Annotated in this window: 21 protein-coding genes; 10 read left to right on the forward strand and 11 right to left on the reverse strand. The window is 72.9% G+C overall.

What is annotated here, in order from left to right; genetic code table 11:
• The first annotated feature begins 101 nt into the window (after positions 1 to 101).
• From O7633_RS18795 to O7633_RS18815, 5 genes are all read left to right on the forward strand, one after another.
• Positions 102 to 2,624, forward strand: a complete 2,523-nt coding sequence (locus O7633_RS18795; RefSeq protein ID WP_282323363.1) for a bifunctional diguanylate cyclase/phosphodiesterase — start codon at positions 102 to 104, stop codon at positions 2,622 to 2,624.
• A complete protein-coding gene (locus tag O7633_RS18800) occupies positions 2,621 to 3,949 on the forward strand; it encodes a glycosyltransferase 87 family protein (RefSeq protein WP_282323364.1) in 1,329 nt (442 codons plus the stop codon). Before O7633_RS18795 ends, O7633_RS18800 begins: the two co-directional genes overlap by 4 nt.
• Before the next feature lie 59 nt (positions 3,950 to 4,008).
• Positions 4,009 to 4,644: a phosphoribosyltransferase family protein gene (locus O7633_RS18805; protein ID WP_282323365.1), complete on the forward strand. Its 636-nt coding sequence runs from the start codon at positions 4,009 to 4,011 to the stop codon at positions 4,642 to 4,644.
• A gap of 22 nt (positions 4,645 to 4,666) precedes the next feature.
• Positions 4,667 to 5,068: a zf-TFIIB domain-containing protein gene (locus O7633_RS18810; protein ID WP_282323366.1), complete on the forward strand. Its 402-nt coding sequence runs from the start codon at positions 4,667 to 4,669 to the stop codon at positions 5,066 to 5,068.
• 109 nt (positions 5,069 to 5,177) lie between these two features.
• Positions 5,178 to 5,912 carry a maleylpyruvate isomerase N-terminal domain-containing protein gene (locus O7633_RS18815; RefSeq protein ID WP_282323367.1) on the forward strand — a complete coding sequence of 245 codons (735 nt, stop codon included), beginning with the start codon at positions 5,178 to 5,180 and terminating at the stop codon, positions 5,910 to 5,912.
• Between the two features lie 48 nt (positions 5,913 to 5,960).
• On the opposite strand, the gene dnaB is transcribed toward O7633_RS18815, so the two are convergent.
• Complete coding sequence (gene dnaB / locus O7633_RS18820; RefSeq protein WP_282323368.1) at positions 5,961 to 8,180, reverse strand: replicative DNA helicase; 2,220 nt, start codon at positions 8,178 to 8,180, stop codon at positions 5,961 to 5,963.
• Positions 8,181 to 8,580: 400 nt separating this feature from the next.
• Between dnaB and O7633_RS18825 the strand changes: the two genes are divergently transcribed.
• Positions 8,581 to 10,356, forward strand: coding sequence for a hypothetical protein (locus O7633_RS18825; protein ID WP_282323369.1), 1,776 nt, complete (start codon positions 8,581 to 8,583; stop codon positions 10,354 to 10,356).
• 180 nt (positions 10,357 to 10,536) lie between these two features.
• Here O7633_RS18825 and rplI read toward each other — a convergent pair whose 3' ends face one another.
• The 4 genes from rplI to rpsF form a co-directional block, all read right to left on the reverse strand.
• Positions 10,537 to 10,983 carry a 50S ribosomal protein L9 gene (gene rplI / locus O7633_RS18830; RefSeq protein ID WP_007073788.1) on the reverse strand — a complete coding sequence of 149 codons (447 nt, stop codon included), beginning with the start codon at positions 10,981 to 10,983 and terminating at the stop codon, positions 10,537 to 10,539.
• Positions 10,984 to 10,997: 14 nt separating this feature from the next.
• Positions 10,998 to 11,237: a 30S ribosomal protein S18 gene (gene rpsR, locus O7633_RS18835; protein WP_007073789.1), complete on the reverse strand. Its 240-nt coding sequence runs from the start codon at positions 11,235 to 11,237 to the stop codon at positions 10,998 to 11,000.
• A 41-nt stretch (positions 11,238 to 11,278) separates the two neighbouring features.
• Positions 11,279 to 11,809 carry a single-stranded DNA-binding protein gene (locus O7633_RS18840; RefSeq protein WP_176734099.1) on the reverse strand — a complete coding sequence of 177 codons (531 nt, stop codon included), beginning with the start codon at positions 11,807 to 11,809 and terminating at the stop codon, positions 11,279 to 11,281.
• 80 nt (positions 11,810 to 11,889) lie between these two features.
• A complete protein-coding gene (gene rpsF, locus O7633_RS18845) occupies positions 11,890 to 12,180 on the reverse strand; it encodes a 30S ribosomal protein S6 (RefSeq protein WP_007073791.1) in 291 nt (96 codons plus the stop codon).
• A gap of 612 nt (positions 12,181 to 12,792) precedes the next feature.
• Here rpsF and O7633_RS18850 point away from each other — a divergent pair.
• Positions 12,793 to 13,584 (forward strand): deoxyribonuclease IV, encoded by a 792-nt coding sequence (locus tag O7633_RS18850; RefSeq protein ID WP_278130418.1) that lies wholly within the window; start codon positions 12,793 to 12,795, stop codon positions 13,582 to 13,584.
• A complete protein-coding gene (locus tag O7633_RS18855; RefSeq protein WP_282323370.1) occupies positions 13,581 to 15,695 on the forward strand; it encodes a hypothetical protein in 2,115 nt (704 codons plus the stop codon). Before O7633_RS18850 ends, O7633_RS18855 begins: the two co-directional genes overlap by 4 nt.
• Positions 15,696 to 15,788: 93 nt before the next feature.
• Here O7633_RS18855 and O7633_RS18860 read toward each other — a convergent pair whose 3' ends face one another.
• From O7633_RS18860 to O7633_RS18870, 3 genes are all read right to left on the reverse strand, one after another.
• On the reverse strand, positions 15,789 to 17,303 hold the full coding sequence (locus O7633_RS18860) for a glycosyltransferase 87 family protein (RefSeq protein ID WP_278130422.1): 1,515 nt from the start codon (positions 17,301 to 17,303) through the stop codon (positions 15,789 to 15,791).
• 129 nt (positions 17,304 to 17,432) lie between these two features.
• Positions 17,433 to 20,402, reverse strand: coding sequence for a transglycosylase domain-containing protein (locus O7633_RS18865; RefSeq protein ID WP_282323371.1), 2,970 nt, complete (start codon positions 20,400 to 20,402; stop codon positions 17,433 to 17,435).
• 191 nt (positions 20,403 to 20,593) lie between these two features.
• Positions 20,594 to 21,067 (reverse strand): DUF5318 domain-containing protein, encoded by a 474-nt coding sequence (locus O7633_RS18870; RefSeq protein ID WP_178066971.1) that lies wholly within the window; start codon positions 21,065 to 21,067, stop codon positions 20,594 to 20,596.
• Positions 21,068 to 21,241: 174 nt separating this feature from the next.
• Here O7633_RS18870 and O7633_RS18875 point away from each other — a divergent pair, with 174 nt between their 5' ends.
• Both O7633_RS18875 and O7633_RS18880 read left to right on the forward strand, forming a co-directional pair.
• The gene (locus O7633_RS18875) at positions 21,242 to 21,880 is read left to right on the forward strand and encodes a PadR family transcriptional regulator (RefSeq protein WP_074478207.1); all 639 of its coding nucleotides are present in this window, start codon (positions 21,242 to 21,244) and stop codon (positions 21,878 to 21,880) included.
• 23 nt (positions 21,881 to 21,903) lie between these two features.
• Complete coding sequence (locus O7633_RS18880) at positions 21,904 to 22,983, forward strand: inositol-3-phosphate synthase (protein WP_282323372.1); 1,080 nt, start codon at positions 21,904 to 21,906, stop codon at positions 22,981 to 22,983.
• A 64-nt stretch (positions 22,984 to 23,047) separates the two neighbouring features.
• On the opposite strand, the gene O7633_RS18885 is transcribed toward O7633_RS18880, so the two are convergent.
• The 3 genes from O7633_RS18885 to O7633_RS18895 form a co-directional block, all read right to left on the reverse strand.
• Entirely contained in the window at positions 23,048 to 23,245 is a 198-nt protein-coding gene (locus O7633_RS18885; RefSeq protein WP_282323373.1) for a hypothetical protein, read from the reverse strand.
• 185 nt (positions 23,246 to 23,430) lie between these two features.
• Positions 23,431 to 23,637 carry a ribbon-helix-helix protein, CopG family gene (locus O7633_RS18890; protein ID WP_282323374.1) on the reverse strand — a complete coding sequence of 69 codons (207 nt, stop codon included), beginning with the start codon at positions 23,635 to 23,637 and terminating at the stop codon, positions 23,431 to 23,433.
• A 135-nt stretch (positions 23,638 to 23,772) separates the two neighbouring features.
• Complete coding sequence (locus tag O7633_RS18895; protein ID WP_282328595.1) at positions 23,773 to 24,006, reverse strand: hypothetical protein; 234 nt, start codon at positions 24,004 to 24,006, stop codon at positions 23,773 to 23,775.
• Positions 24,007 to 24,637 lie beyond the last annotated feature (631 nt).

Consider the following 24,637-nt stretch of genomic DNA (forward strand, 5'->3'; position numbering starts at 1 on the left):
TGATGAAGTCGCACGAGTGGAGTTGAGGGCACTTCTCGGAGCGGATAAAGGCCAGTACCCTGAGGAACGCATAGCCATCGGTGACAACGCGAGGACGATGGGTGGCCGCTCCGACGAATCGACGGACCGAGACCGATCGGCGACTCCAGTCGCTAGTCGGTCTCGTCGTCGTTTGCGCGTCCGCCGCCCTCGTCGTCTCCACGAACCAGCTCCTGGCGGGGGGCGACCCCGGTAACCTGGCGCTCTGGGCGGCGCTCGTCTCGCTGGTCGCCATCGGCGTCACGGTGAAGGTCCGGGTCCGGATCAGAGCCACCAACCACGACATCGCCTGGACCGAGACCGCCATCCTCATCGGCCTCGCCGTCGCCCCCACCCCCGTGGTGGTCCTCGCCACCGCCCTCGGCATCGCGATCACCACCTGGCTGGACCGGAAGACCACGCTCAAGACGCTGTTCGGCATCGGCAAGAACACGCTCGTCGCCGCCGTCGCGGGGACGGTCCTGCACGCCGCCGGCTGGCGCACCGGCGACGACCTGCTCGTCCACCTCGTCCTGCCGCTCTCCGTCGCCTACCTGGCGGCCGTGGTCCTCGACGAGCTGGTCACCCTCCCGGTCATCGCGATGGCGACCGGCGAGCGGCTGCGCGACCTGTTCCGGGAGGACTGGGGCCTGCGGGCCGCCACCGCCGCCGCCCGGCTCCTGGTGATCGTCGGCACCGTCTTCATCCTCCGGGCCGACAGCCGCCTGCTCCTCGCCGTCCCGCCCCTGGTGCTGAGCCTGCACCTGCTCTACTCCAACCGGGTCCGCACCCGCACCGAGCAGCAGGCGTGGCAACGGCTGGCCCGCACCACCGACGCGCTCAACGTCGTCGACCTCGACAAGGTCCTCACCACCGCCGTCACCCAGGCCGCCGAGCTGTTCTCCGCCGACGAGGTCGAGATCTCCCTGCGCGGGACGGGCCGGACGGTCCGCGGCTCCGCCGGCACCCTCACCTACGACGGGCCGACCGGTCCCGGCGGCCCGACCGAGGGTTCGGTGATCTCCGCCCGCCTTGAGGGGCACGACCGCACCGTCGACGTCGGCACCCTCCGCCTGCGGTTCCGGGGCCCCGTCCGGTTCTCCGAACGCGAGCAGTACACCCTGCGCACCTTCACCTCGGCGCTGTGCACCGCCGTCCGCAACGCCCAGGCGTACGCCGAGCTGGCCCGCGTCGCCAACGAGCACGCGTACGCGGCGACCCACGACACCCTCACCGGCCTGGCCAACCGGCGGCACCTGCTGGACCAGGGCAGCGAGCAGCTCAACGCCCGGCACGCCGACGGGGTGACCGCGCTCGTGCTGATCGACCTCAACCACTTCAAGGAGGTCAACGACACCCTCGGCCACGCCGCCGGCGACCAGGTGCTCCTCCAGGTCGCCGACCGGCTGCGCGGCGCCGCCCAGGGCGGCGACCTGGTGGCCCGCCTCGGCGGCGACGAGTTCGCCGTGCTCCTGCGCGGCCTGCCTGCCCCGGCGGTGGCCGCACACCGCACCGAGGCCCTGCTCGCCGCGCTGCACGAGCCCCTCGACCTCGACGGCATGCGGATCAGCGTGGAGGCCAGCGGCGGCATCGCCATCGCCCCGGCCAGCGGCGGCATGCCCGAGCTGCTGCGCCGCGCCGACGTCGCGATGTACCAGGCGAAGCGCGCCGGCCAGCGCATCGCCACCTACGCGTCGACCCGGGACACCGCCGACCTCGGCCGGCTCACCCTCGGCGGTGAGCTGCCCCGGGCCGTCGCCGACCAGGAGTTCACCGTCAACTTCCAGCCCATCGTCGACCTCGGCACCGGCGAGGTGACCAGCGCGGAGGCGCTGGCGCGCTGGCACCACCCGGTGCACGGCGTGATCGACCCGCTGCGCTTCCTGGAGGCCGTCGAGCGCTCCGGCCTGCTCCCCGCGTTCGCCGAGGCGATCCTCGACCAGGCGCTCATCGCCGCCAACGGCTGGCGCGACGCCGGCTTCGACCTGCCCGTGGCGGTCAACGTGTCGCCGCGCAGCCTCCTCGACGCCCGCTTCCCCAGCTCCGTGCTGGCCCGGCTGCGCGCCCACGACCTGCCGCCGGACCGGCTGGTCCTGGAACTGACCGAGACGCTGACCCTCAGCCAGCTCGACGTGGTCGACCGGGTGCTCAGCCGGCTGCGCGACGAGGGCGTCCGGCTGGCCCTCGACGACTTCGGCACCGGCTACTCATCGCTGTCCCTGCTCTCCCGCATCCCCGTCCACGAGCTCAAGATCGACCGCAGCTTCGTGTCGGCCATGGAGGGGTCCGCCGAGGCCGCCGCCGTCATCCGGTCCACCCTCGACCTCGGTCGCAGCCTCGGGCTCACCGTCGTCGCCGAGGGGGTGGAGAGCGAACCGCAGCGCCGCGCCCTCTGGGAGCTGGGCTGCACCGCCGGGCAGGGCCACCTCTTCGGCCGGCCGGTGCCGGCCGGCACCCTCCTGTCCACCCTGCACCGCGGCTTCGGCGGCCGCACCGGCACCCTCGCCCCGCCGCTGCACGACGCGGGCACCGTGGTCCGGCTCCCCGCCGGGCGGCGGCAGGGCGGACGCAGCCGGGGAGAGCGTCTGCCACACTTGCCCGCGTGACCGCCGCCGCCGACCGGGCCGCCCGTGCCCCCGCACGCTGGCGCAGGGTCGACCGGGCCGCCGGCGGCCTCGCCCTCGACCTCGGCCTCTACGCTGCCTCCGCCGCGTTCGCGGCCGTCACCGCCGCCACCTCCACCCTGCCGCCGCACCGCGCCTGGGGGAGCATCGCCGCGTTCGGCTACCTGGCCGCCGCGCTCGCCGTCGCCGGCCAACTCGCCGCCCGCCGCCGGGACGCCGCCGCGCCGCTCGCCGGCCTGCCGGCCCGCTGGGCGGTCACCGGGCTGGCCTGGGCCACCACCACGCTGCTGCCGCTGCTGGCGCAGAGCGTGCAGCGGGCCGCCGGCCGCACCGACCGGGCGCAGGAGGAGGTGGTCGTCGTCGAGCACAGCGGCAACCGCCTCGCCGAGACCGGCACGCCCTACCTCGGGCACGACGCGATCGCCGCGCTTCCCGCCGACGAGCGGCTGCTCGGCTACACCCCGTACCAGCCGGGCATGGCCCTGTTCGGGCTGCCGCGCGCCGTCGCGGACGGCTGGTGGACCGACGCCCGCGTCTGGTTCGCGGTCGCCACCGCGCTGCTCCTCGCCCTCGCGGTGCGCGTCCTGCGCGCCGGAGCCCCGACCGCCGCCGACACCCCGACCGCCGCCGGGGACCCGGCCGGCGGCGGCGACCGGGCGGCGGCCGTGCTGCGCGGGATCCAGGCGGCGACCGTGCTGCCGGTCTGCGCCCTCACCCTCGCCACCGGCGGCGACGACCTGCCGGTGCTCGCCGCCTGCCTGCTGGCCCTCGCCCTCGCCGCCACCGGCCGGCCGGGCCGCGCCGGCCTCGCCGTCGGCGCGGCGGGCGCGCTGAAGCTCTTCGCCTGGCCGGTCGCCCTCGTGCTGATCGCCTGGGCCGCCACCCACCGCCGCGCCGGGCGGCTCGCCGCCGGCGCGCTCGGCCTGCCGGCGCTCGCCCTGCTGCCCGCCCTGCTCGTCGACCGCGACGCGCTGGTCGAGAACCTGCTGCGCTTCCCGCTCGGGCACGGCCTGGTCACCAGCCCGGCGCAGTCCCCGTTCCCGGGTCACCTGATCGCCACCACCCTGCCCGGCGGCCGGGTCGTCGCCGCCGCGCTGCTCGTCGCCGCCGGGGCCGCCATCGCCGTCCGGCTCCTGCGCCGCCCGCCCCGCACGGCCACCGCCGCCGCCCTGATCTGCGGGTACGGGCTGCTCGCGGCGATCCTGCTGATGCCCACCACCCGCTTCGGCTACCTGCTCTACCCGGTCGCCCTGCTGGCCTGGGCACCCGCCCTGACCCGCCCCGCACCGGCCCCCGCCGCCCCCTGACCGGGGGGCTTCGCCCCCGACGGCCGGCGCGGTCGACCGGCACGGCGTACACCTGAGACATGACGACGACCTTCCGCGACCGGGAAGACGCCGGCCGGGTCCTCGCCGACCGGCTCGCCGGCCTCGTCGGGCGCTCCGACGTCACCGTGCTCGCGCTCGTCCGGGGCGGCGTGCCCGTGGCCCGGGTCGTCGCCGGGCGGCTCGGCGTCCCCCTCGACGTGCTGGTGGTCCGCAAGCTCGGCCTGCCCCTGGCCCCCGAGGTCGCCTTCGGCGCGCTCGGCCCGCACGGCGTGCGGGTGCTCAACGAGACGGTGGCCGCCCGGCTCGACGCCGCGGAGGTCGCCGAGGTGCAGCGGCGTGAGCAGGCGGAACTGGACCGCCGCGAACACCGTTACCGGGCCGGACGGCCCCCGCTCGACCTGACCGGCCGGACCGCCGTCGTCGTCGACGACGGCCTCGCCACCGGAGCCACCGCCCGCGCCGCCGTCCAGGTGGCCCGGCGCCTCGGGGCCCGCCGGGTGGTCGTCGCGGTGCCCGTCGGCTCGCAGCAGGCGTACGAGATGCTCGCCGCCGAGGCCGACGAGGTCGTCTGCGCCGAGCGGCCCGCCGACTTCGGCGCGGTCGGCGCCTACTACTTCGACTTCCACGAGGTGTCCGACGACGAGGTGACCGACGCGCTCGCGGCAATCGGGTGACTTCACCGGGTACCTTCGGGTAATGCAGCTCACCTGTCCCAAGTGTCACGGAGACATGCGCCAGTACGAGCGCAGCGGAGTCGTCATCGACCAGTGCGGCGAGTGTCGGGGGATCTTCCTCGACCGCGGCGAACTGGAGAAACTGTTCGAGGCCGAGGCGAACTGGAACCGGCAGCAGTCGGCGGGCGCCCCGAACCCGGCCCGGCCGGCCCAGGCGCCCGGCGCCTACCCGCCGCCTCCGCCACCCGCGCACCAGCCGCAGCAGCCGGGCTACGGCGCGGTGCCCCCGCCCCCGCCGCCCACGCACGGCTACCCGCCGCCCGCCCCCGCGTACGGCGGGCACGCCCAACCGCACTACGGCTACCACGGCCACTACCGCCGCAAGAAGCACCACGGCGGTTTCCTCGGCGAGCTCTTCGACTGACTGATCCGTTCGGCGGTCGCCAGGTCGGCGACGTGGGGCAGGCCCGGTCCGGGTGACCACCCCACGTCGCCGACATGCCCGGGCGCGTCCGGCGTGCGAGGCTGCGTCCATGACAGCCGTTTCGCAGCCCGAGGCGCTGGCCCAGGCGTACGCGGGGCTCACCGACGTCGTGGCCCCGCTCGACGACGCCGGCCTGCGACGGCCCACCCGGTGTCGGGGCTGGCGCGTCGCCGACCTGCTGTTCCACGTGCTCTGCGACGCGCAGCGGGCGCTGGTCGCGCTCGCCAGCCCCGCCGACGGGCCGGCCGACCGCGACGACGTCTCCTACTGGCGGGGCTTCGCCGCCCCGCCCGACGCCACGGGGACGGGCACCGGCCGGCGGGCGGCCCGCGACGACGGCGACAGCGGTGACAGCAGTGACCGGCACGCCGGGTGGGTCCGGCGCTCGGTCGCCGCCTTCGAGCGCCCGAGCGGGGTGTTCCGGGTCTGGGCCGACACGGCGCCGGCCGCCGTCCGCGCCGCCGCCGCGGCCGACCCGGACGGCTTCGTCACCACGCAGGGCCACGTGCTGCGGGTGCCGGACCTGCTGGCCACGCTCACCACCGAGGCGGTCGTGCACCACCTCGACCTGATCGTCGACCTGCCCGACGCCCCGCCGCCGGCCGCGCTGCCCGCCCGGGTCGCGGTGGCGAGCCTCTGCGGGCTGCTCAGCGACGACGCCGTCCGGCCGGCAGGCTGGGACGACCGGGACTTCCTGCTCAGGGCCACCGGCCGGGTGCCGCTGACCGACCGGGACCGGTGGGAGCTGGGCGAGGCCGCCGGCTGGTTCCCGCTGATCGGCTGAGCGGCCGGGCGCTGGTGGGGGTGGTCCTGCCGGGCTCGGCCCGTCGGCTCAGACGATCGCCATGTCGACGAAGCGGGACAGGTGGAGCTGCGCGGCCACAGTGATCGAGTCGGTCGGCCCGTTCCGGTGCTTAGCGACGATGAAGTCCGCTTCGCCTGCGCGCGGTGACTCCTTGTCATAGTAGTCGTCCCGGTGCAAAAGGATTACTACGTCAGCATCCTGTTCAATTGACCCAGATTCGCGCAAATCGGACAGTTGCGGCCGCTTGTCCGTCCGCTGCTCCGGGCCACGGTTCAGCTGACTCACCGCGATCACCGGGCACTCGACCTCCTTGGCCAGCAGCTTGAGGCCACGGGACAGGTCCGCGACCTCCTGCTGCCGGCTCTCGGTGCGCTTTGGCGACGTCATGAGCTGGAGATAGTCGACGACGATCAGCTTCAGGTCGTGCTTCTGCTTGAGCCGACGCGCCTTCGCCCGGATCTCCATCAGGTTCATGCTCGGCGTGTCGTCGACGAAGAGCGGCGCCTCGCTGATCTCACCCATGCAACGGGCCAGCTTGGTCCAGTCGTCGTCGGAGAGCTGGCCGCTGCGCAGCACGTGCAGCGGGACGCGGGCCTCCGCCGAGAGCAGGCGCATGACGATCTCGACCTTGCTCATCTCCAGCGAGAAGATCGCCGACGCCTGGTTGGCCCGGATGGCCGCGTTCCGGGCGAAGTCCATGCTCGCGGTGCTGTTGTGCGTCGGGATCATGGACCGGCCAGCCAGGTAGAGGTGGTCCGGGTTGTCCACGGTCACGCAGCGCACCGGGACGCTCGGCACCGGCCGCACGTCCACGACGAACCGGACGCCGGCGTCCGGGGCCGTCCGCTGCCGCGCGGCGTGGGCCGCCCGCTTGTCCGCCAGGCGGAAGACGGGGTCGGGCGTCGAGAAGTCCACGGTGTACGCGACGGGCGAGCCCTCCCGCGCCGGCTGCTCGCCGACCGTGCACCGGTAGCCGAGGCCGACCACGAGTTCCCGGACGCAGCCGGCCAGCCGTCGGGAGGTCGAGGCGTACCGGAGGGTCCCGTCGGGGCCCACCGTTCCGGCGGCGTCCATCAGGCCCGCGAGCAGCTCGCGGCGCTGGTCCTCCGACGCGCGGAGGTAGTCCGGAGGGAGGTGCGGCTCGGCGCTGCCCTCGCCGACGCCCACCCCGAGGGTGTACGGCGCGACGGCGAGATCCCGCGCGGGCAGCCGCAGCGGCGCGCAGTTCCCGACGGCATGGCGGGGTTCCCGGTCCGCCGTGTCGGTGTGCAGCGTGGCGGCGATCCGGGCGGTCGTCACCGCCTCCGGGGCGGCGGTGGTCCGCCACAGGTGCTCGGCGTCGGCCACGATGACCGAGCCGTCGGAGAACTCGACCTCGTAGCAGGGGCGGTCGTGCCGCACCTCGAAGGCGGCCGTGACGGTGGTCGGGGTGCCGTCAGCGGCGAGGAGCCGGTCACCGACCGCCACCTGGCCCATCGTGGTCCAGCCGTCGGGGGTGGGCAGCGGGGTGTCCAGCGCCAGTGCCTTGCCCAGACCGGGCCGGCCCGCCACGATGATCAATTGGCCGGGGTGCAGGCCGTTGAGCAGCCGGTCGAGGTCGGTGAAGCCGGTCGGCACGCCGGTCATGACGCCGCCCTGGGCGCCCACCGCCTCGATCTCGTCGAGGGTCGGCTGGAGCATGTCCGCCAGGATGGCGAAGTCCTCGCTGACCCGGCGCTCGGTGATCTCGTAGACGGCCTGCTGGGCGAGGTCGACGATGTCGTCGACGTCGCGGCTGCCGTTGTTGCCGGTGCCGTAGCCCAGTTGCACGATCTTGGTGCCGGCCTCGACGAGGCGGCGGAGCACGGCCCGCTCCCCGACGATGCGGGCGTAGTAGGCGGCGTTGGCGGCGGTCGGGACGGTCGCGATGAGGGTGTGCAGGTAGGGCGCGCCGCCGATGCGGGCGAGGTCGCCCGAGTCGGCCAGGGCGGCGGCCACCGTGATCGCGTCGGCGGGCTCGCCCCGGCCGTAGATGTCGAGGATGGCGTCGAAGATCGTCGCGTGCACCGGCCGGTAGAAGTCGGTGGACTTCAGGATCTCGACGACGTCGGCGATGGCGTCCTTGGAGAGCAGCATGCCGCCGAGGACGCACTGCTCGGCGGCGACGTCCTGGGGTGGGGTCTTCTCGAACTGGCCGTCCCGCTGGGCGGGTGCCGGTGGCTGGCCGCCGCCCCGTGGCTCCGTCCGCATGTCGTCGGTGACCGACACGGGATCCCCCCTCCGCTGCGTCGGCGTTGACTACCGCTGCGCCGCCGGGCACGACGACGTCCGATCGGACCGGTCGGGTCGATCGGGGGGTCATCGCACCGTCGGTCGAGAGGCAACCATACGGAACCCGAGGTCAGCGACTCAACCAGGCCAGTGGATGAGCCTTGGGACAACCTGTGGACGCCGGTGGACAACATGTGTGCAGGGTGTGCACAGGTTGTGGATAAGTGTTGGGGAATTCCGGCCCGAAACGCCGTGACCTGCATAGACACCGTCCCCACCCTGTGGAGGAGAAATTTCTGGTGAGCTTCCTGGGCGCTTCGTCCCGTACTATCTCCTGCAAACGGCTACACCTGGACAGCGGATTGCACTTTCGGTTCAGAAGGGTCACGCTCCGGCCGTGAGACACCGGGACTGGGGACGCGGGGAGGGCAGCCCGCGCGAGCGGCAGGCGAGCCTCCCGTGGGACGCCTCCGGCGACCAGCCCCCGGCCGACTCGCACGGCTCGGCCGTCGAGCGCTACCGCACCCCGAGCCGCCGCCGCGCGGCGCGCCGGGGTCAGCAGGAGCCGGTGGAGACGTACCTGCCTCGGTGGGCGCTGGACTCTGGTGTCGAGCGGGCCGACGGTGGTGGTCGGCACGCGGCTCCCGACGACGAGGACGACGCCCGCCCCCGCTCGGGCTCGGGCTGGCGCACCACCGAGACGACCACGAGTTGGCGGCGCGTCAGCGAGACGACGTGGCGGGACGTGCCCGCGATCGAGGCGGCCCCGGAGCGGGAGCGGCCCGGCGGTTGGCGGGACGTGCCCGCGATCGGCGCGGCCCCGGAGCCCGAGCGGCCCGGCGGCTGGCGCGACGAGGCTCTCCGCGACGACGCTTCCCGCGACGGGGGCTACGTGGGCAGCAGGCGGGCCGACGAGGACGATCCGGTGTCGGGCGCGGCGCGGGCGGCGCGCCCCCGTCGGTCGTCGTCGCGCCGTCCCCAGGTGGTCTGGTCGGGGCTGGAGGACGTGGGCACCGCGACCGGCGCGGACGCGGCCGAGGGCGGGGGGCGGCGGACCCGCCGCAGCCGCCGGGCGGGCGCGGACTCCTGGTCCACCCGCCAGGCCGTGGATCCGTGGGCGCGGGGCGCGGTGGACGCGCCGGAGACCACCGGCGAGGCGGCGTCCTACCAGCCGGCGGTGGACCCGTGGGACGCCTCCGGCGTGCACGCGTGGGACCGTCCGGCGGTCGAGAGCCGGTGGGAGTCACCCGGCGGTGCGGCCCGCTGGGACCAGACGGGTGAGATCGGCGACCTCGGCCGGTGGGACCAGACCGGCGAGATCGGCCGGTGGGACCGCACCGGCGAGTTCGGGCGCTGGGAGGAGGCCGGGGACGTCGGCCGGTGGGACCAGACCGGTGAGATCGGCCGGTGGGACCGCATCGGGGAGACCGGGCGACGGGAGCGGTCGACCGCCGAGACCGGGCAGTGGGGCCGGGTCGACGACGGTCAGCGCTGGGACCGGGCCGTGGAGCCCCGGTCCGGGGACGCTCCGGCCGAGGGGTGGTCCTGGCCGGAGCACGTGGAGGGGTTCTGGTCGGGCACCCGGCTCGCGGGCGACGATCCCCGGTGGATGGACGCCCCGCCGTCCGCGCCGCAGTCGCCGGTGGTGCCCTACACCGCTCCCCGGCCGCGCTCGGCAGCACGCCGCAGGGCGGAGCCGGGCCGGCGGAGGGGCGAGCCGGTCGGCGACGCGCGGGCGGTGGGTGTGCCGTCGCGACGGCGCGCGGAACCGGTGCCCGTCAGGTCCTGGAGCCGCCGCCTCGAAGACGACCTGCTCGATCCGGATCCGGGCGGGCCGTTCCGGCCGTTGGTCTACACCGCGGCGTGTTACCTGCTCCCGGCCGTGCTGGTCTTCGTCTGGCTGCTGACGCTGGACGGTCAGGCGCCGGCCGGCTGCGTCACGGACATCAGCGGTGGCGGCTGCGACTCGCCACGGTCGCACGCCCTCGGCTCGCTGGTGAACGGGGCTCCCCGGTTCGGCCTGGCGCTGGCCAGCAGCCTCGTCGTCGCGCTGCTGCTGCGGCGGGTCGGCACGACGTGGCGGTCGGCGACTGTGGCGTTGGCGGCGGCGGTGGTCGGCGGCGGGCTGTCGACGGTGATGATCAGCGCGGTGACCGGTCAGCCCATCGGTTGACCGCCCCGACCGTCGCCGGGCGCGCGGCGCTCTCCGCCGCGTCGCCGCCGAGCGGGTCGCCGCCCGCGAACCCGGTCGTCGCCGGGTGGGGCTTCCACGCCGGGCGGGCTTCCACACCCGGACGCGGAAGGGCCCGCACCGGCGATCCGGTGCGGGCCCTTCCGGTGCCGCTGTCGGGTGTCAGCCCTGGACGACGTTGAGGTCGAACTTGGCGGTCACCTCGGGGTGCAGCCTGATGCTGACCGGGTACGCGCCGAGCGACTTGATGTGTCCGGGCGTCTCCAGCCGCCGACGGTCGAGGGCCGGGCCGCCGGCCGCCTTGACGGCGTCGACGATCTCGGCCGGGGTGACCGAGCCGAAGAGCCGCCCGCCGTCGCCGGCGCGGGCCTTGAGGCTGACCTTCAGGCCCTCGAGCTGGGCCTTGACCTCGTTGGCGTGGCCGAGGTCGCGGATCTCGCGGGCCGAGCGGGCCCGCTTGATGACCGTGACCTGCTTCTCCGCGCCCTTGGTCCAGGCGATCGCGAAGCCCTGCGGGAGCAGGTAGTTACGGCCGTAGCCGTTCTTGACCTCGACGATGTCGCCCGGGGCACCGAGGCCGGACACCTCCTGAGTCAGGATGATCTTCATATCGGTGCCTCCTCTCAGCGGGCCGTGGCCGTGTACGGCAGGAGCGCCATCTCGCGGGCGTTCTTGACCGCGCGGGCGATCTGCCGCTGCTGCTGCGAGGTCACGCCGGTCACCCGCCGAGCGCGGATCTTGCCGCGGTCGGAGATGAACTTGCGCAGCAGCGCGGTGTCCTTGTAATCGATGTACGTGATCCCGTCCTTGTCGAGCGGGTTCACCTTCTTCTTCGGTTTGCGAAGTGCAGCGGCCTTGGCCATTGCTCGGGCTCCTGGTTTGCGGTCGCGGGCGCTCGGCGCCATTAGAACGGAGGCTCCTCGTCGAAGTTGCCGCCACCCGAACCACCGCGCGAGGGAGCCGGCGCGGCCGAGGCCCAGGGGTCGTCGAAGTTGCCTCCGCCGCCGCCCTGGTTGCCACCACCGCCACCGCCGAAGCCGCCGCCACCGGAGCGGGACATCTTCTGCACCTTCGCCGTGGCGTAGCGCAGGGACGGGCCGATCTCGTCGACCTCCAGCTCGATGACGGTGCGCTTCTCGCCCTCGCGGGTCTCGTAGGACCGCTGACGCAGCCGGCCCGACACGATCACCCGGGCACCGCGCTGCAACGACTCGGCGACGTGCTCGGCGGCCTGCCGCCAGACCGTGCACGCGAGGAACAGCGGCTCGCCGTCCTTCCACTCGCCGGACGCCTTGTCCATGAACCGGGGCGTCGAGGCGACCCGGAACTTGGCGACCGCGGCCCCCGAGGGGGTGAAACGCAACTCGGGGTCATCGGTCAGATTGCCGATGACCGTGATGGTGGTGTCTCCTGCCATGACCATCTCCTCGCGCACTCATCGTTCGCCGTACAGGCTCCCAGGGCCCTACGACAACCTCGATGAGGCTGATCCGGGTGGTGAACCGGGTTGGACTGTTAGCGCATCTCCGGCCGGATGACCTTGGTGCGCAGCACGGACTCGTTGAGCCGCAGCTGACGATCCAGCTCGGCCACCGCCGCAGGCGTGGCCTGCAGGTCGACGACAGCGTAGATGCCCTCGGCCTTCTTGTTGATCTCGTACGCGAGGCGCCGGCGGCCCCATACGTCGGTCTTCTCGACCGAGCCACCCGCGGTCCGGATCACGTTCAGGTACGTGTCGAGCGACGGGGCGACGGTGCGCTCCTCGAGGCTGGGGTCGAGGATCACCATGATCTCGTAATGACGCAAGACGTGCTCACCTCCTGTGGGCTAGGCGGCCACGGTCCTTCCGTGGCAGGAGGTCTGGCGTCGTGGCCGCTCCGGACCGGGGGAACCCGACCGGGCGCGGACAACCGGACCAGGATACCCGGCCCGGACGATCATGCCCGGGCAGGTCGCCGTCGCCGCTCCACGCGTCGTCGTTCACGCGACGCCGGGTCCCACCTCGCCGGTTCACACCTCGCCGGTTCACGGGTCGGCCACGGCCGTCCCGCCGCAGGCGTACGGGAACCGGGGGCCGGGCCGACGACGCGCGTCGGCCTCGGCCCCCGGTCACGAGGCCGCGGGGCGTCCCGTCCGCATTCCTTGGGTGGGACCTGGGGAGGAACGACCACACCGATGAGGTTGGACCGAAACGCCCCGCGGAGCTTCATTGTGTTGTTATCCGACGGTACAACGATTTCGTCACGTGTGGAGAGAATCAGCGCTTTTGCCCGATGATCGGCGTCGGCCAATCGTCGATCCCCGTCCGGACCAACGACCGGCGGGCCGGCCGGGTGACGACCGCCGCCCACGGTGGGACACCACGACCCGGCCCCGCCACCACCCCGCACGTCGGTGCCTCGACGTAGGCTCGCCTGCATGCGTATCGGAGCCCACGTCGATTCCGCCGACCCGCTGTCCGAGGCGACCGCCCGAGCCGCCGACGCCGTGCAGTTCTTCCTCTCCGATCCGCAGGGCTGGAAGGCCCCGAAACCCAGGGAGGACGCCGACCGGTTGCGCGCCGCCGAGGTCGACCTCTACGTCCACGCGCCGTACGTGATCAACGTGGCGACGCTGAACAACCGGATCCGCATCCCGAGCCGGAAGCTGCTGCTCGGCCACGCCACGGCGGCGGCGGAGATCGGCGCGAAGGGCCTGATCGTGCACGGTGGGCACGTCAACGCGGGCGACGACCTGGCGGTCGGGTTCGACAACTGGCGCAAGACCTTCGCGTACGCGGCGGACGCCGGGGGCTTCGCCCTGCCGGTGCTGATCGAGAACACCGCCGGCGGGGACAACGCCTGCGCCCGACGCCTCGACGCGCTGGCCCGGCTCTGGGACGCGCTCGGCGACTACGAGGTGGGCTTCTGCCTCGACACCTGTCACGCCCACGCCGGGGGTGAGGAGCTGCTCGACCTGGTCGACCGTGTGAAGGCGATCACCGGTCGGATCGACCTGGTGCACGCCAACAACTCGAAGGACACGTTCGGTTCGGGGCGGGACAGGCACGACAACCTCGACGGCGGCACCATCGACCCGGAGCTGCTGGTGGCCGTGATCCAGGCGGCGGACGCCCCGGCGATCGTGGAGACCCCGGGTGGCGCGGACGGTCAGGGCGCGGACATCGCCTTCCTCCGCGACCGGCTCGCCGTGGGGAGCCCGGTCGCATGACGACCGAGCAGTCCGGCGTCACGGACGAGGCCGTCCCCGGCGACCCGGCGGCCCGCGGGGACGACGGGGCCGGAAACGACGCCAGCTCCACAAAGGACGCCGACGCCACAGCAGCCGTCGGCACCGCGAAGGCCGACGGCGGCACGAAGGACGCCGGCACCGCGAAGGACATCGACGCCACGAAGGCCGACGGCAGCATGAAGGGCGTCGGCACCGCGAAGGCGGACGACGCCGACGGCGAGACCAAGGACGGCAAGACCAAGGACGGTAAGACCAAGGACAGCGAGGCCGAGGACGGCGACGACGCGCAGGGCGACCGCGACGCCGGGGACGACCGGAAGCCGGACCGCTGGGAGGCGTTCGCCCCCGCCCCGGAGCCGGTGCCCGGGCGACTGCGGCGCGGGCTGCGGGCGGTGGGCCGCTTCGGCGTCCACGAGTGGACCCTGGCCGTGCTGGGCTCGCTGGCGCTGGCCGTCGCGCTCACCTGGCCGACGCTGCGCTACCCGCTGCACACGCTCCCGCAGGACTACTGGGACCCGAGCCTCCAGACCTGGCAGATGGCCTGGTCGGGGCACATCCTGCTGACCAATCCGGCGCAGCTGTGGCACTCCAACACCTTTTTCCCGGAGCCGTGGAGCTTCGCCTTCTCCGACACCCTGCTCGGCTACGCCCCGGCCGGCATGATCGGCACGGGTCCCGAGGCGGCCCTGCTCCGCTACAACATCATGTTCGTGCTGGCCCACGCGCTCGCCACGCTCGGGGCGTACGCGCTGGCGCGGCAGCTCGGCTCGGGGCGCGCGGGCGCGGCGGTGGCCGGGGTCGGCTACGCGTACGCCCCCTGGCTGCTCGCCCAGGCGGGGCACCTGCACATCATCTCCAACGGCGGCATCCCGCTGGCGCTGGCCATGCTGGCCCGGGGGCACGGCTGGTCGCTGCGCCACGGCTACCGCCCCGAGCGGCGGCACGCCGGGTGGGCGTACGCCGGCTGGGTGGTGGCGGCCTGGCAGCTCAGCCTGGGCTTCGGCATCGGGCTGCCGTTCGCGTACGTGCTGGCGGTGGCGACGCTCGTCGCCACCGTGACCTGGTTCGTCCGGCGGCGGTCGGCGCGGCGGCCGTTCGGGGTGCGGCTGCTCGTCGCCGACGTCGTCGGCGCGCTGCTGTTCGCGGGGGTGGGCGCCCTGCTGGCCGTCCCCTACTTCAAGGTCGCCGAGCTGCACCCGAACGCGGCCCGCACCCTCGACGACGTCGGCATCTACTCGCCACCGCTCTCGGGCTTCTTCACCGCCCCGGCCGAGTCCCGCGTCTGGGGCACGCTGCACGAGGGGGCACGCGCCGGGTTGCCCTGGAACTCCCCGGAGATGACCCTGCTGCCCGGCTTCGTGCTCTACGCGCTGGCGGCGGGCGGGCTGTTCTTCTCGGTGTGGCGGCTGCGGCACCGGCTGCTGCTGCTCGCCGGGGTGGTGGTCACGGCGGTCCTGGCCATGGGCACCCGCTTCTTCGGCGGCACCTTCACCTACGGGCTGCTCTTCGAGTATCTGCCGGGCTGGAACGGCCTGCGCACGCCGGGCCGGATGATGCTCTGGACGACGCTGCTGCTCGGGCTGCTCGCCGCCGGGGCGGTCAGCGCCTTCGCGATCCGGGTGCGCGAGTGGGCCGCCGAGCGGGTCCCGCCGTGGCCGGGGCCGTGGCTGCGGCTGGCCACCGTGCTGCCGCTGCTGCTGGTGATCGCCGAGGGCCTCAACGTCACCCCGCACCCGGTGGTGCCGGTCCAGCCCGCGGCGCTGCGGTCGGTGGACGGCCCGCTGCTGGTGCTGCCCAGCGACCAGGGCTCCGACCAGCTGGTGATGCTGTGGTCGACCAGTCGGTTCCAGGACGTGGTCAACGGCGGCAGCGGGTTCATCCCGACGCGGCAGGCCGAGATCCGGAAGGCGACCGAGACCTTCCCGGACCAGGCGAGCGTGACCTACCTGCGCGCGCTGGGCGTGCGCAACGTGGTGGTGCTGCGCGACCGGATCGCCGACACGCCGTGGGCCACCACGATCGACGCCCCGGTCGACGCGCTCGGCATCACCCGCGAGCAGGTGGACAACGCGGTGGTCTTCCGCCTCTGACGACCGGCCGGGCCGAGCTGCCGTGCCGGGCCGCCGTGGGCGGCGCGGCCCGGCACGGGGGCCTCGGCCCCGACCGGGTCGCGCCGAGGGCCGTCAGGCCGCCGTCGGGGCCGGCACGGTGGTGGGCTCGGCGGGGGCGGGTCGCCGCCGCCACCGGTCCACCCAGGGCGCGTCCGGCGCGCCGTCGAGCACCCCGCCGTCGGGGTCGTCGGCGTAGGTGTCGCGTACCGCGTCGCGCTCGGGGTGCAGGATCTCCTTCACCACCAGCACGCAGAGCAGCACGACGGTGCCCAGCCGCAGCGACGCCGCCAGCACGAAGACGCCCTCGGGGAAGACGGGTCGGCTGGTCGCCGAGCCGAGCAGCTCCCCGTAGAAGGCGGCGAAGTAGCCGATCTCGGCGACCTGCCAGGCGATGAACGCGCCCCACTTGGGGCGGGCGAGGACGACCAGCGGCAGCAGCCAGAGGACGAACTGCTGCGACCAGACCTTGCTGAAGATGAGGAACGCGGCGACGACGAGGAAGGCGAGCTGGGCCAGCCGGGGCCGCTTCGGCGCGCGCAGGGCCAGCACCGCGACGCCGAGGCAGGCCAGCCCGAACAGGGCGTACGAGAGCCAGTTCAGGGTGGGGATGTTGGCGTTGAGCCACTCGAACGGCCCCATCGAGCCGGGGCCGCCGGTGTTGACCTTGCCGTCGAGGTAGCGCCCGATGTACCAGAGCGTGCCCCAGTCGATCGGCCGGGTGGTGTTCAGCTCGAAGAAGCGGTCCCAGTTGTCGCGGTAGGCCACGGCCGCCGGCAGGTTGACGGCGACGAGGGCCACGAGCGCCGTGCCGACGGCGGTGAGGCCGGCGCGGATCCGGTTGGCGCGCAGCGCGAGCACGAGGATCGGCCCGAGGACGAACAGCGGCCACATCTTCGCCGCGCCGGCCAGGCCGAGCAGCACCCCGGCCAGCGCCGGCCGGCTGCGCGCCCAGGCGAGGAAGCCGAACGCGGCCAGCCCGATGGCGAGCAGGTCCCAGTTGACGGTGGCGGTGAGGAACAGGGCGGGGGCCAGCGCGAAGAGGGCGGCGTCCCAGGGTCGTCGGCGGCGCAGGGCGAGGATGACGGCGACGGTCGCCACGGCGAGGGCGCTGAGCACCAGGGCATTGGCGTTGTACGCCCACCGCCCCTGGTTGATCTCCGGGTTGTCGACGCCGAGGGCGTGCACCGGCAGCCCGAGGGCGCCCATGAAGTAGCCGGTCAGCACCGGGTACTCGACGGGGTGGTCCCGGTAGGGCACCTTGCCCTCGTTGAGCCCTTCGGCGTAGTAGAGCGCCAGCACGTCGGTGTAGCACATCCGCGTGTACTGGATGTTGTTCTGCCACGCGCCGTCCTGGCAGGGGGACTTCTGCACCCAGTGCAGGGCGAGGGTCAGGCAGGCCAGGGCCAGCACGATCCGGGCGGCCGTCCAGAACCGGCTCTCCCGGTCGGCGGGCCGGTCCAGCGCCACCGCGTGGTCGCCCAGCGGGCCACCGATCAGCTCGGAGGCCCCCCGGACGAGGCCGTCCGACCGGGACGGGTGGTCGCCGGGACCGGCGTCGTCCATGTCTGCCGTCGACTGGGTGCTCATGGACAGGAATCATCCCGTACCGATGGCCCTCACGTCCCGCCCCCACGCAAAACATTCCGATGGACGAAACGCCGTCGGCGGCCGGACGTGGTGTCCGGCCGCCGACGGCGGGTGTTCAGTGCGGTGGGTTCACTCCCTGGTGCGGGGGGTGATCGTCGGTAGCAGGCCGCCGCCGGTGCCCCCCTCGTTGTCGTTCCCGGGGTTCGTCGGCGTGTCGGGGCCGCCGCCGCCCGGGTTGTTGGGGGTCCCGCCGCCCGGGTTGTTCGGGGTGTTGGGGTTGTTCGGGGTGTTCGGGGTGTTCGGGTTCTGGCAGAAGATGTCCAGCGGGTTGCACGCCGGCGGGTCCGGGGCGGGCGGCGGGGGCGGCGGGTCGCCGTTGCCCGCCTCCGGGTCGCCGATGTTCGCGGCCGGCGGGAACGTCTCCTTCGGCTTGCCCTTGAGGGCGTCGTTCATGAACCGTTCCCAGATGCCGCCGGGTAGGTTCGCGCCGCTGACCTTGCGGCCGTCGTTCAGCTTCAGCGGCAGCCGCTTCTGCACGTTGCCCACCCAGACGGCCGTGGCGAGCTGCGGCGTGTAGCCGATCATCCAGGCGTCGCCGTTGTCCGGGCTGTCGGACTTGAGCTCCCAGGTGCCGGTCTTGGCGGTCGCCTCACGGCCGTCGGCGAGCCGGTGGTTGACCTGGCCCGGGTATTCCTTCAGCACCGAGGTCACGTCGGCCACGACGTCCTTGTCGATCCGCCGCTTGGGGTCGAGCTTCTCGCTGCTGACCTTCTCCCACTTGCCGGTGGTCTCGTTCTGCTTCTCCACCGAGTAGAGGAAGTGGGCCTTGTTGTAGACGCCCCCGTTGGCGAAGGTGGCCACTCCGTTGGCGTGGTCGAGGACGGTGATCGGGTACTGGCCGTAGCCGACGACGTGGAAGAACGGCGACGGCGCGATGTCCTTCGGGTCGGTCTTGGTCAGGTCGTACGCCTTGGCGGGGTCGGTGTCCGTGCGCCACATGGTGGTGACGCCGGCCTGCTTGGCCATGTCGATGACCTTGTCCGGCCCGATCTCCTGCGTGACGTGGTAGAACGGCACGTTCAGCGACTTGAGGGTGGAGACCTTCAGGGTGCAGGAGTTGCCGCAGGACGGGTTGTCCACGCCCGCGTTGCTGACCTTGAACTTCGTGCCCTCGGGGGTGAAGCCCCGGCCCTTCCAGCGCGACTCCAGCGCCTTGCCGGCCTTCAGCGCGGCGGCCAGGGTATAGATCTTGAAGCTCGACCCCGGGGAGTGGCCGCCGGTGACGGTGCCGTTGGAGTCGGTGTTCTTGCCGGCGTAGTCGGTGCCGGTGCCGTTGTCGCCGCCGTAGTAGGCGACGACGCGCCCGGTATCCGGCTCGATGGCGACGACCGCCGCCATCAGGTTCTTGGGCTGGCCGGCGAGCTCCGAGCCCTTCGTCTTGCGCTGGGCGGCCTCGACCGCCGCCTTCTGGATCTTGGTGTCGATCGTGGTGCGGATGCGGTAGCCGCCGGCCATCAGCGCCTGCGAGCAGAGCGGCTTCTTGTCGGTGACCTCGGCCTCCTTGTCGACGCAGAGGCCCTTCTCCCGCATCTCGACCTTGACGTAGTTGATGACGTTGCCGTACGGCGTGTTCACGCCGAAGTCGATGCCGGCGCCGCCGTTCTTGGGGCTCTTGATGTTCTTCGGGTATTCGGTCGGGCGCTCCGGCCGGCCGGGGGCGTTCAGCCAGCCCTCCTCGACCATGCCGTTGATGACGTAGTCCCAGCGGGACTTGGCGTCGACCGGGTTGACGGCCGGGTCGAACCCCTTGTGGGTCTCGCTGGCGACCGGCTGCTTGATCAGCGCCGCGAGCACCGCGCCCTCGGCGACGGTCAGGCTCTTCGCCGGCTTGCCGAAGTAGGTCTGCGCCGCCGCCTCGATACCGTACGCGCCCCGGCCGAAGTAGATCACGTTGAGGTAGTGCTGCATGATCTGCGGCTTGCCATACTTGTCGTTCAGCTTGGAGGCGAGGATCGCCTCCTTGACCTTCCGGGCGTAGGTGTCGTCCTTCAGGTTGTCGTACGCGTTGCGGGCGTACTGCTGCGTGATGGTCGACGCGCCCTGCTTGTCGCCGCCGGAGACGTTGTTCCACGCGGCGCGGGCGATGCCCTTGTAGTCCACACCGGAGTGCCGGTAGAAGTTGCGGTCCTCGGCTGCGGCCACCGCGTCCTGCACGTGCTGCGGGATCTGGTCGATGGTGACCAGGGTGCGGTTCTGCTCGCCCACCTTGGCGATGATGGTCTTGTTGTCCATCGCGTAGAGCGTCGTCGCCTGCGGCGGCGTGGTGTCCTCGGGCAGCACGACGTTGGTCGAGTAGTACGTGAAGCCGACGACGCCGATGCCGGCGAGCATGATGAAGACCGCGAAGCTGGCGATGAGGATGTTCGCCCGCCGGCGCTTGCGGGCCCGCGCCGACTTCGCCCGGCCGTCGGGGCCCCGGCCGCCGGGGCCGCCGCGGTCACCCCCGCCGGGTGGCGCGCCGATGCCCGAGGTCGGGGAGACGCTCGCGCGGGCCACGGAGGCTCGGCCGGCGGGGCCGCCGAAGGCGGCGCCCACGGACGCGGCGCCCACGCTCGCTCGTCCGGCGGAGCCGACACCGACCGAGGCCCGGCCCGCCGGGGAGACGGGCGCCGGGGAGACCGGCACCGAGGCGCGGCCCGCGCCGGCCCGGCCGGCTGTCGACCCGCCCGGGGCGGGGGAGACGGGCACCGAGGCCCGGCCGGGCACCGCGCGCCCGACCGACGCCGAGCCCACCGAGGCGGAGCCGGAGGCGGCTGTGCCGCGCGGCGGCACCGACGCCGAACCGGCGCGTGGCGGCACCGCCGCGGAGCCGGCGCGCGGCGGCACGGCCGCCGAGCCACCCACCGGGGCGCGGCCTCCCGCGGCCTGGCCGCGGGGCGGCACGGAGGCGCGGCCCGGCTGTGCCGTACCCTCTGACCAGCTGCCGCGGGCGTCGTCGCCGCGACGGTACGCGTCGGCCGGGCCCGCACCGGGGTCGCCGTTGGCGCCCGGTATCTGGGCGCGCCCGCGCGAGGAGCTGGGATCGCCGTACGAGTTCATTCCTCACACCCTGCCGGTCGCGGTGGGACGCGATCGCGCCGCCACCGGTTTGCCGTGAGCTGAAACACAGGACGCCGCCGCCCGAACGAGTCGGGCCGAGGGCATCACTTCCGGATCAATCGGACCTATCGGTCCTAAAAGCTGTCGGTCGTCCCGCCTCCTCCACACCGGGCCAACCGAGTCAGCTGGGTTCACCGTTGCGCCTCTCGCCTCCGCGGAACGGCCGGGCCGGCACCCGGGGCCGTGGCGGCCGAAGCACCGGCCGCGCCCTGGTCGGACCCGTCCTCCACGCCGCCGGCCAGCCCGTCCCGGCCCAGCAGGAACTGCTCGACGAGGTGGTTCCAGCCGCAGCCGAGGCACACCTCCACCACGAACACCTGGAACTCACGCAGCGTCATCGCCAGGACGGGCAACTCGGCAAGGGTACGCGCCTGCCCGGCGGACTGCTTGAGTTCGTCCCCGTAAATGTAGTGGACGTGGGTGAGGTTCTCGCTGCGGCAGATCGGGCAGCGCTCCTCGGTGGCCTCACCGTGGAAGCGGGCGGCGTTCTTCAGGTACGGCGACGCGTCGCAGACGTCGTAGGTGCCCACCCGGCCGGCGAGGAGTTCACGCAGCACCGCTCGCTTCCGGAGCGAGTAGTCGACGACCTGGCGCTGCGTACGCATGCGGAGAAGGGTACGCGGTCCGGCGCGGCGAGGCGACCGCCGTCACAATCGGTGACCCCGAGAATTCGGCGTGGGGGTTTGCCCTGATCCTGGGTGAGCCGCTAACGTGCGATGTATCGGTCCGATACATCGCGGTGGTTGAGTCTCCGCGTCGGGGGTAAGGAAGGGTGGCCCGTGCTCGATCTCGCCATCCTCGGCCTCCTCCAGGAATCCCCGATGCACGGCTACGAGCTCCGCAAGGAGCTCACGGCCAAGTTGGGCGCGATCCGTGCGGCGATCAGCTACGGCTCGCTCTACCCCACCCTGCGCCGACTGCAGGCGGCTGGGTGGATCACCGAGGCCGACGAGACGCCCGCCACCGCCGAGGAGGTCCCCGCACTGACCAGCCGCAGGGGGCGGGTGGTCTACAAGATCACTGCGGAGGGCAAGGAACGCTTCGCCCAGCTCATCGCGCAGGCCGGCCCCGAGACGTACGACGACACGGGCTTCGGCGTGCACTTCGCGTTCTTCGCCCGCACCGACCAGGCGACCCGGCTGCGCATCCTGGAGGGCCGCCGCCGCAAGATCGAGGAACGCCGCGAAGGGCTTCGCGACGTGCTGGGCCGGGCGGCCGAGCGCCTCGACGCGTACACCCTGGAACTTCAGCGCCACGGCCTCGACGCCTGTGAACGCGAGGTCCGCTGGCTGGAGGAGCTCATCGCCAACGAGCGCTCCGGCCGTGCCCCGACGGTCCCGGACACCGGGACGGCCGGCGGCCGACGAGATAACGACAGCCCGCCTCCGCCTGGAGAGTCCAGGAAAGAGCGGCCGTGATGAAGAAGAAGGAGGCAGACGCTATGGGCTCCGTCCGCGTCGCCATCGTCGGTGTGGGTAACTGCGCCTCGTCCCTCGTGCAGGGCGTGGAGTACTACCGCAACGCCGACCCGAACGACCGCGTCCCGGGTCTCATGCACGTCACCTTCGGCGACTACCACGTCTCGGACGTGGAGTTCGTCGCGGCGTTCGACGTCGACGCCAAGAAGGTGGGCATGGACCTCGCGGAGGCGATCGTCGCCAGCGAGAACAACACGATCAAGCTCTGCGACGTGCCGCCGACCGGCGTCAGCGTGCAGCGCGGCCCGACCTTCGACGGCCTGGGCCAGTACTACCGCGAGATCGTCGAGGAGTCGGACGCCGAGCCGGTCGACGTGGCCAAGGCGCTGCGCGACGCGCAGGTCGACGTCGTCGTCTCCTACCTGCCGGTCGGCTCCGAGCAGGCCGACAAGTTCTACGCCCAGGCCGCGATCGACGCCGGCTGCGCGTTCGTCAACGCCCTGCCGGTCTTCATCGCCTCCGACCCCGAGTGGGCCAAGAAGTTCGAGGACGCGGGCCTGCCGATCGTCGGCGACGACATCAAGAGCCAGGTCGGCGCGACCATCGTGCACCGGGCCCTGGCGAAGCTGTTCGAGGACCGCGGGGTGGAGCTGCTGCGCACCTACCAGCTCAACTTCGGCGGCAACATGGACTTCATGAACATGCTGGAGCGCAACCGGCTGGTCTCGAAGAAGATCTCGAAGACCCAGTCGGTCACGTCCCAGATCCCGCACGAGATGATCAAGAGCGACGTGCACATCGGCCCGTCGGACCACGTGCCGTGGCTCGACGACCGCAAGTGGGCCTACATCCGCCTGGAGGGCCGCTCCTTCGGCGACACCCCGCTCAACGCGGAGCTGAAGCTTGAGGTGTGGGACTCGCCGAACTCAGCCGGCGTCATCATCGACGCCGTCCGGGCCGCGAAGATCGCCCTGGACCGCAAGATCGGCGGCCCGATCCTGTCGGCCTCGTCGTACTTCATGAAGTCCCCGCCGGTGCAGTACGCCGACCACGACGCGCACGCCGCCGTCGAGTCCTTCATCAAGGGCGAGGTCGAGCGCTGACGCGCTGACCCCAGCACGATCACGGAGGGCCGGGTCCGTCGGGACCCGGCCCTCCGTGGTTCGTTCAGGCCGGCATCCCCAGGTACGGCGACAGCCGCAGCGCGATCTCGTCGACCGAGTCGACCTCGCCGCTGGCCATCGCATCGGTCAACGCCATCCGCTCCTTGGCCGGCATGTTGAGCACGAAGCCAGAACGCGCGATGAGGACCCGCATCGCCGCCCAGGCGAGCCCGGCGTTCCACATGTCGAGTGGTCGCCACATCATCACTCCGTGCAGAAGCGCAGCCGACCTGTCCAACACGGTGGGGTAGACGGCACGCCCCAGCATCCGGGCATGCGGACGGGCTGCGGCAGCCACGAGGATGCCGGGGTCCCGCACCCGACTCTGCGGACCGGTGTGCTCCGACAGGAGAATCAGTAGGTCTTCCGGCTCGGGCCAGGGCTGAGTCACCGGTCTCCCAGCATCTCGAAGAACTCGGCGTCCTCCTCGAGGACCCGCCGGGCGGCCTGGCGAGTCCACTCGTCGCGCTCCTGGCGATCCAGGTACGCCTCGATGGCCACCTCGACGGTCTTGTGCATCGAGCGGTGCTCGGCCTCGGCGAGCTCACGGAGCCGCTGTTCCACTTCGGGCTTGAGCGTCAGAGTGAAGGCCATACCAGATTTGTATAGCTTGTCAGGGGTCACGTCAACCAAGCTGGGCACTGCTTCTCCTTACGTCGCGCATACCCGGCCAACGGCCGACGGGGAAGTCTGATGCGGCCGCACCGGCAGCGGGATGTGTAACAGTCGTCACGTATTCATCGCGCCTCGCCGGAGCCCGTCCGGCCGCACGAAGATCGTCCGGCGCTCGACCGCCTCGCCCCTCGCGTCGAGCTGGTAGACGTCGAGCCAGCACCAGCCGTGATAGGTGACCAGGTCGTCCCGCACCCGGATCACCCGGGCCACGATCGGCCGGCTGACGAACTGGACGCTGGCGGCCCCGGTCACGTGGACCACGTCGCCGGCCCTGGCCCCGGCGCTCACGACCCGTACCGCCGCCACGCCCTGATCCGGGACCGCGCCACCTCGACGGCGGGACAGCCATCCCCGTCGCGGCACGCCCGGCACCGGCGGTGCCGGTGGTGCTCCAACACCAACCAGGCGGCCCGCACCAGCACCGGGAGCTTCCGCCCGGTCACGACCCCGGCCAGTTCTCGTGCAGCCCCATTCGTGCGTACCCCTCGCCGGAAGGGGCGGGCGCGCGGTCCGACGCCGCCGCGAGGGGGATTCGCGGCGAGGTCCGCGCGCCCGCCCGGCTCGACGCCGGGGATGCGCTGTCGGGTCAGCGCACCCCCCGGCCGACAACCGAAGCGGTACGCACAATGCACGCGCGCCGGTGCCCGCTCGTGGCGGGCGCGGCGTGGTAGACAGTCGGGGAGTCGTACCCCCGGGACGCCGTCCAGCGCGATGTGTCTCCCGTTCGGCTCGTTCCCGGACCGGGGTGGGCATGCCGCCAAGCCGACCCACCCCGGTCCGCCCTACCTCGGACCGTCGATCACCTTCGGTAACCACAGCCGCACGCAGAATGCATGGCGAATCGCGATTACGCAAGATTGCGAATCCGCGTTTCTCGGACCATGCTTTCCTGCATGGCGGCGAAGGCTCAATGGGGCAA

This window comes from Micromonospora sp. WMMD712 (genome assembly GCF_029581295.1).
Lineage (GTDB): Bacteria > Actinomycetota > Actinomycetes > Mycobacteriales > Micromonosporaceae > Micromonospora > Micromonospora carbonacea.

Excerpts from the sequence above, each read along its gene's own strand:
- O7633_RS18805 (WP_282323365.1), top strand. The coding sequence starts at position 4,009 with ATGACGACGACCTTCCGCGACCGGGAAGACGCCGGCCGGGTCCTCGCC.
- O7633_RS18810 (WP_282323366.1), top strand. The coding sequence starts at position 4,667 with ATGCAGCTCACCTGTCCCAAGTGTCACGGAGACATGCGCCAGTACGAG.
- O7633_RS18815 (WP_282323367.1), top strand. The coding sequence starts at position 5,178 with ATGACAGCCGTTTCGCAGCCCGAGGCGCTGGCCCAGGCGTACGCGGGG.
- rplI (WP_007073788.1), bottom strand. The coding sequence starts at position 10,983 with ATGAAGATCATCCTGACTCAGGAGGTGTCCGGCCTCGGTGCCCCGGGC.
- rpsR (WP_007073789.1), bottom strand. The coding sequence starts at position 11,237 with ATGGCCAAGGCCGCTGCACTTCGCAAACCGAAGAAGAAGGTGAACCCG.
- O7633_RS18850 (WP_278130418.1), top strand. The coding sequence starts at position 12,793 with ATGCGTATCGGAGCCCACGTCGATTCCGCCGACCCGCTGTCCGAGGCG.
- O7633_RS18855 (WP_282323370.1), top strand. The coding sequence starts at position 13,581 with ATGACGACCGAGCAGTCCGGCGTCACGGACGAGGCCGTCCCCGGCGAC.
- O7633_RS18860 (WP_278130422.1), bottom strand. The coding sequence starts at position 17,303 with ATGAGCACCCAGTCGACGGCAGACATGGACGACGCCGGTCCCGGCGAC.
- O7633_RS18865 (WP_282323371.1), bottom strand. The coding sequence starts at position 20,402 with ATGAACTCGTACGGCGATCCCAGCTCCTCGCGCGGGCGCGCCCAGATA.
- O7633_RS18870 (WP_178066971.1), bottom strand. The coding sequence starts at position 21,067 with ATGCGTACGCAGCGCCAGGTCGTCGACTACTCGCTCCGGAAGCGAGCG.
- O7633_RS18880 (WP_282323372.1), top strand. The coding sequence starts at position 21,904 with ATGGGCTCCGTCCGCGTCGCCATCGTCGGTGTGGGTAACTGCGCCTCG.
- O7633_RS18885 (WP_282323373.1), bottom strand. The coding sequence starts at position 23,245 with ATGTGGCGACCACTCGACATGTGGAACGCCGGGCTCGCCTGGGCGGCG.
- O7633_RS18890 (WP_282323374.1), bottom strand. The coding sequence starts at position 23,637 with ATGGCCTTCACTCTGACGCTCAAGCCCGAAGTGGAACAGCGGCTCCGT.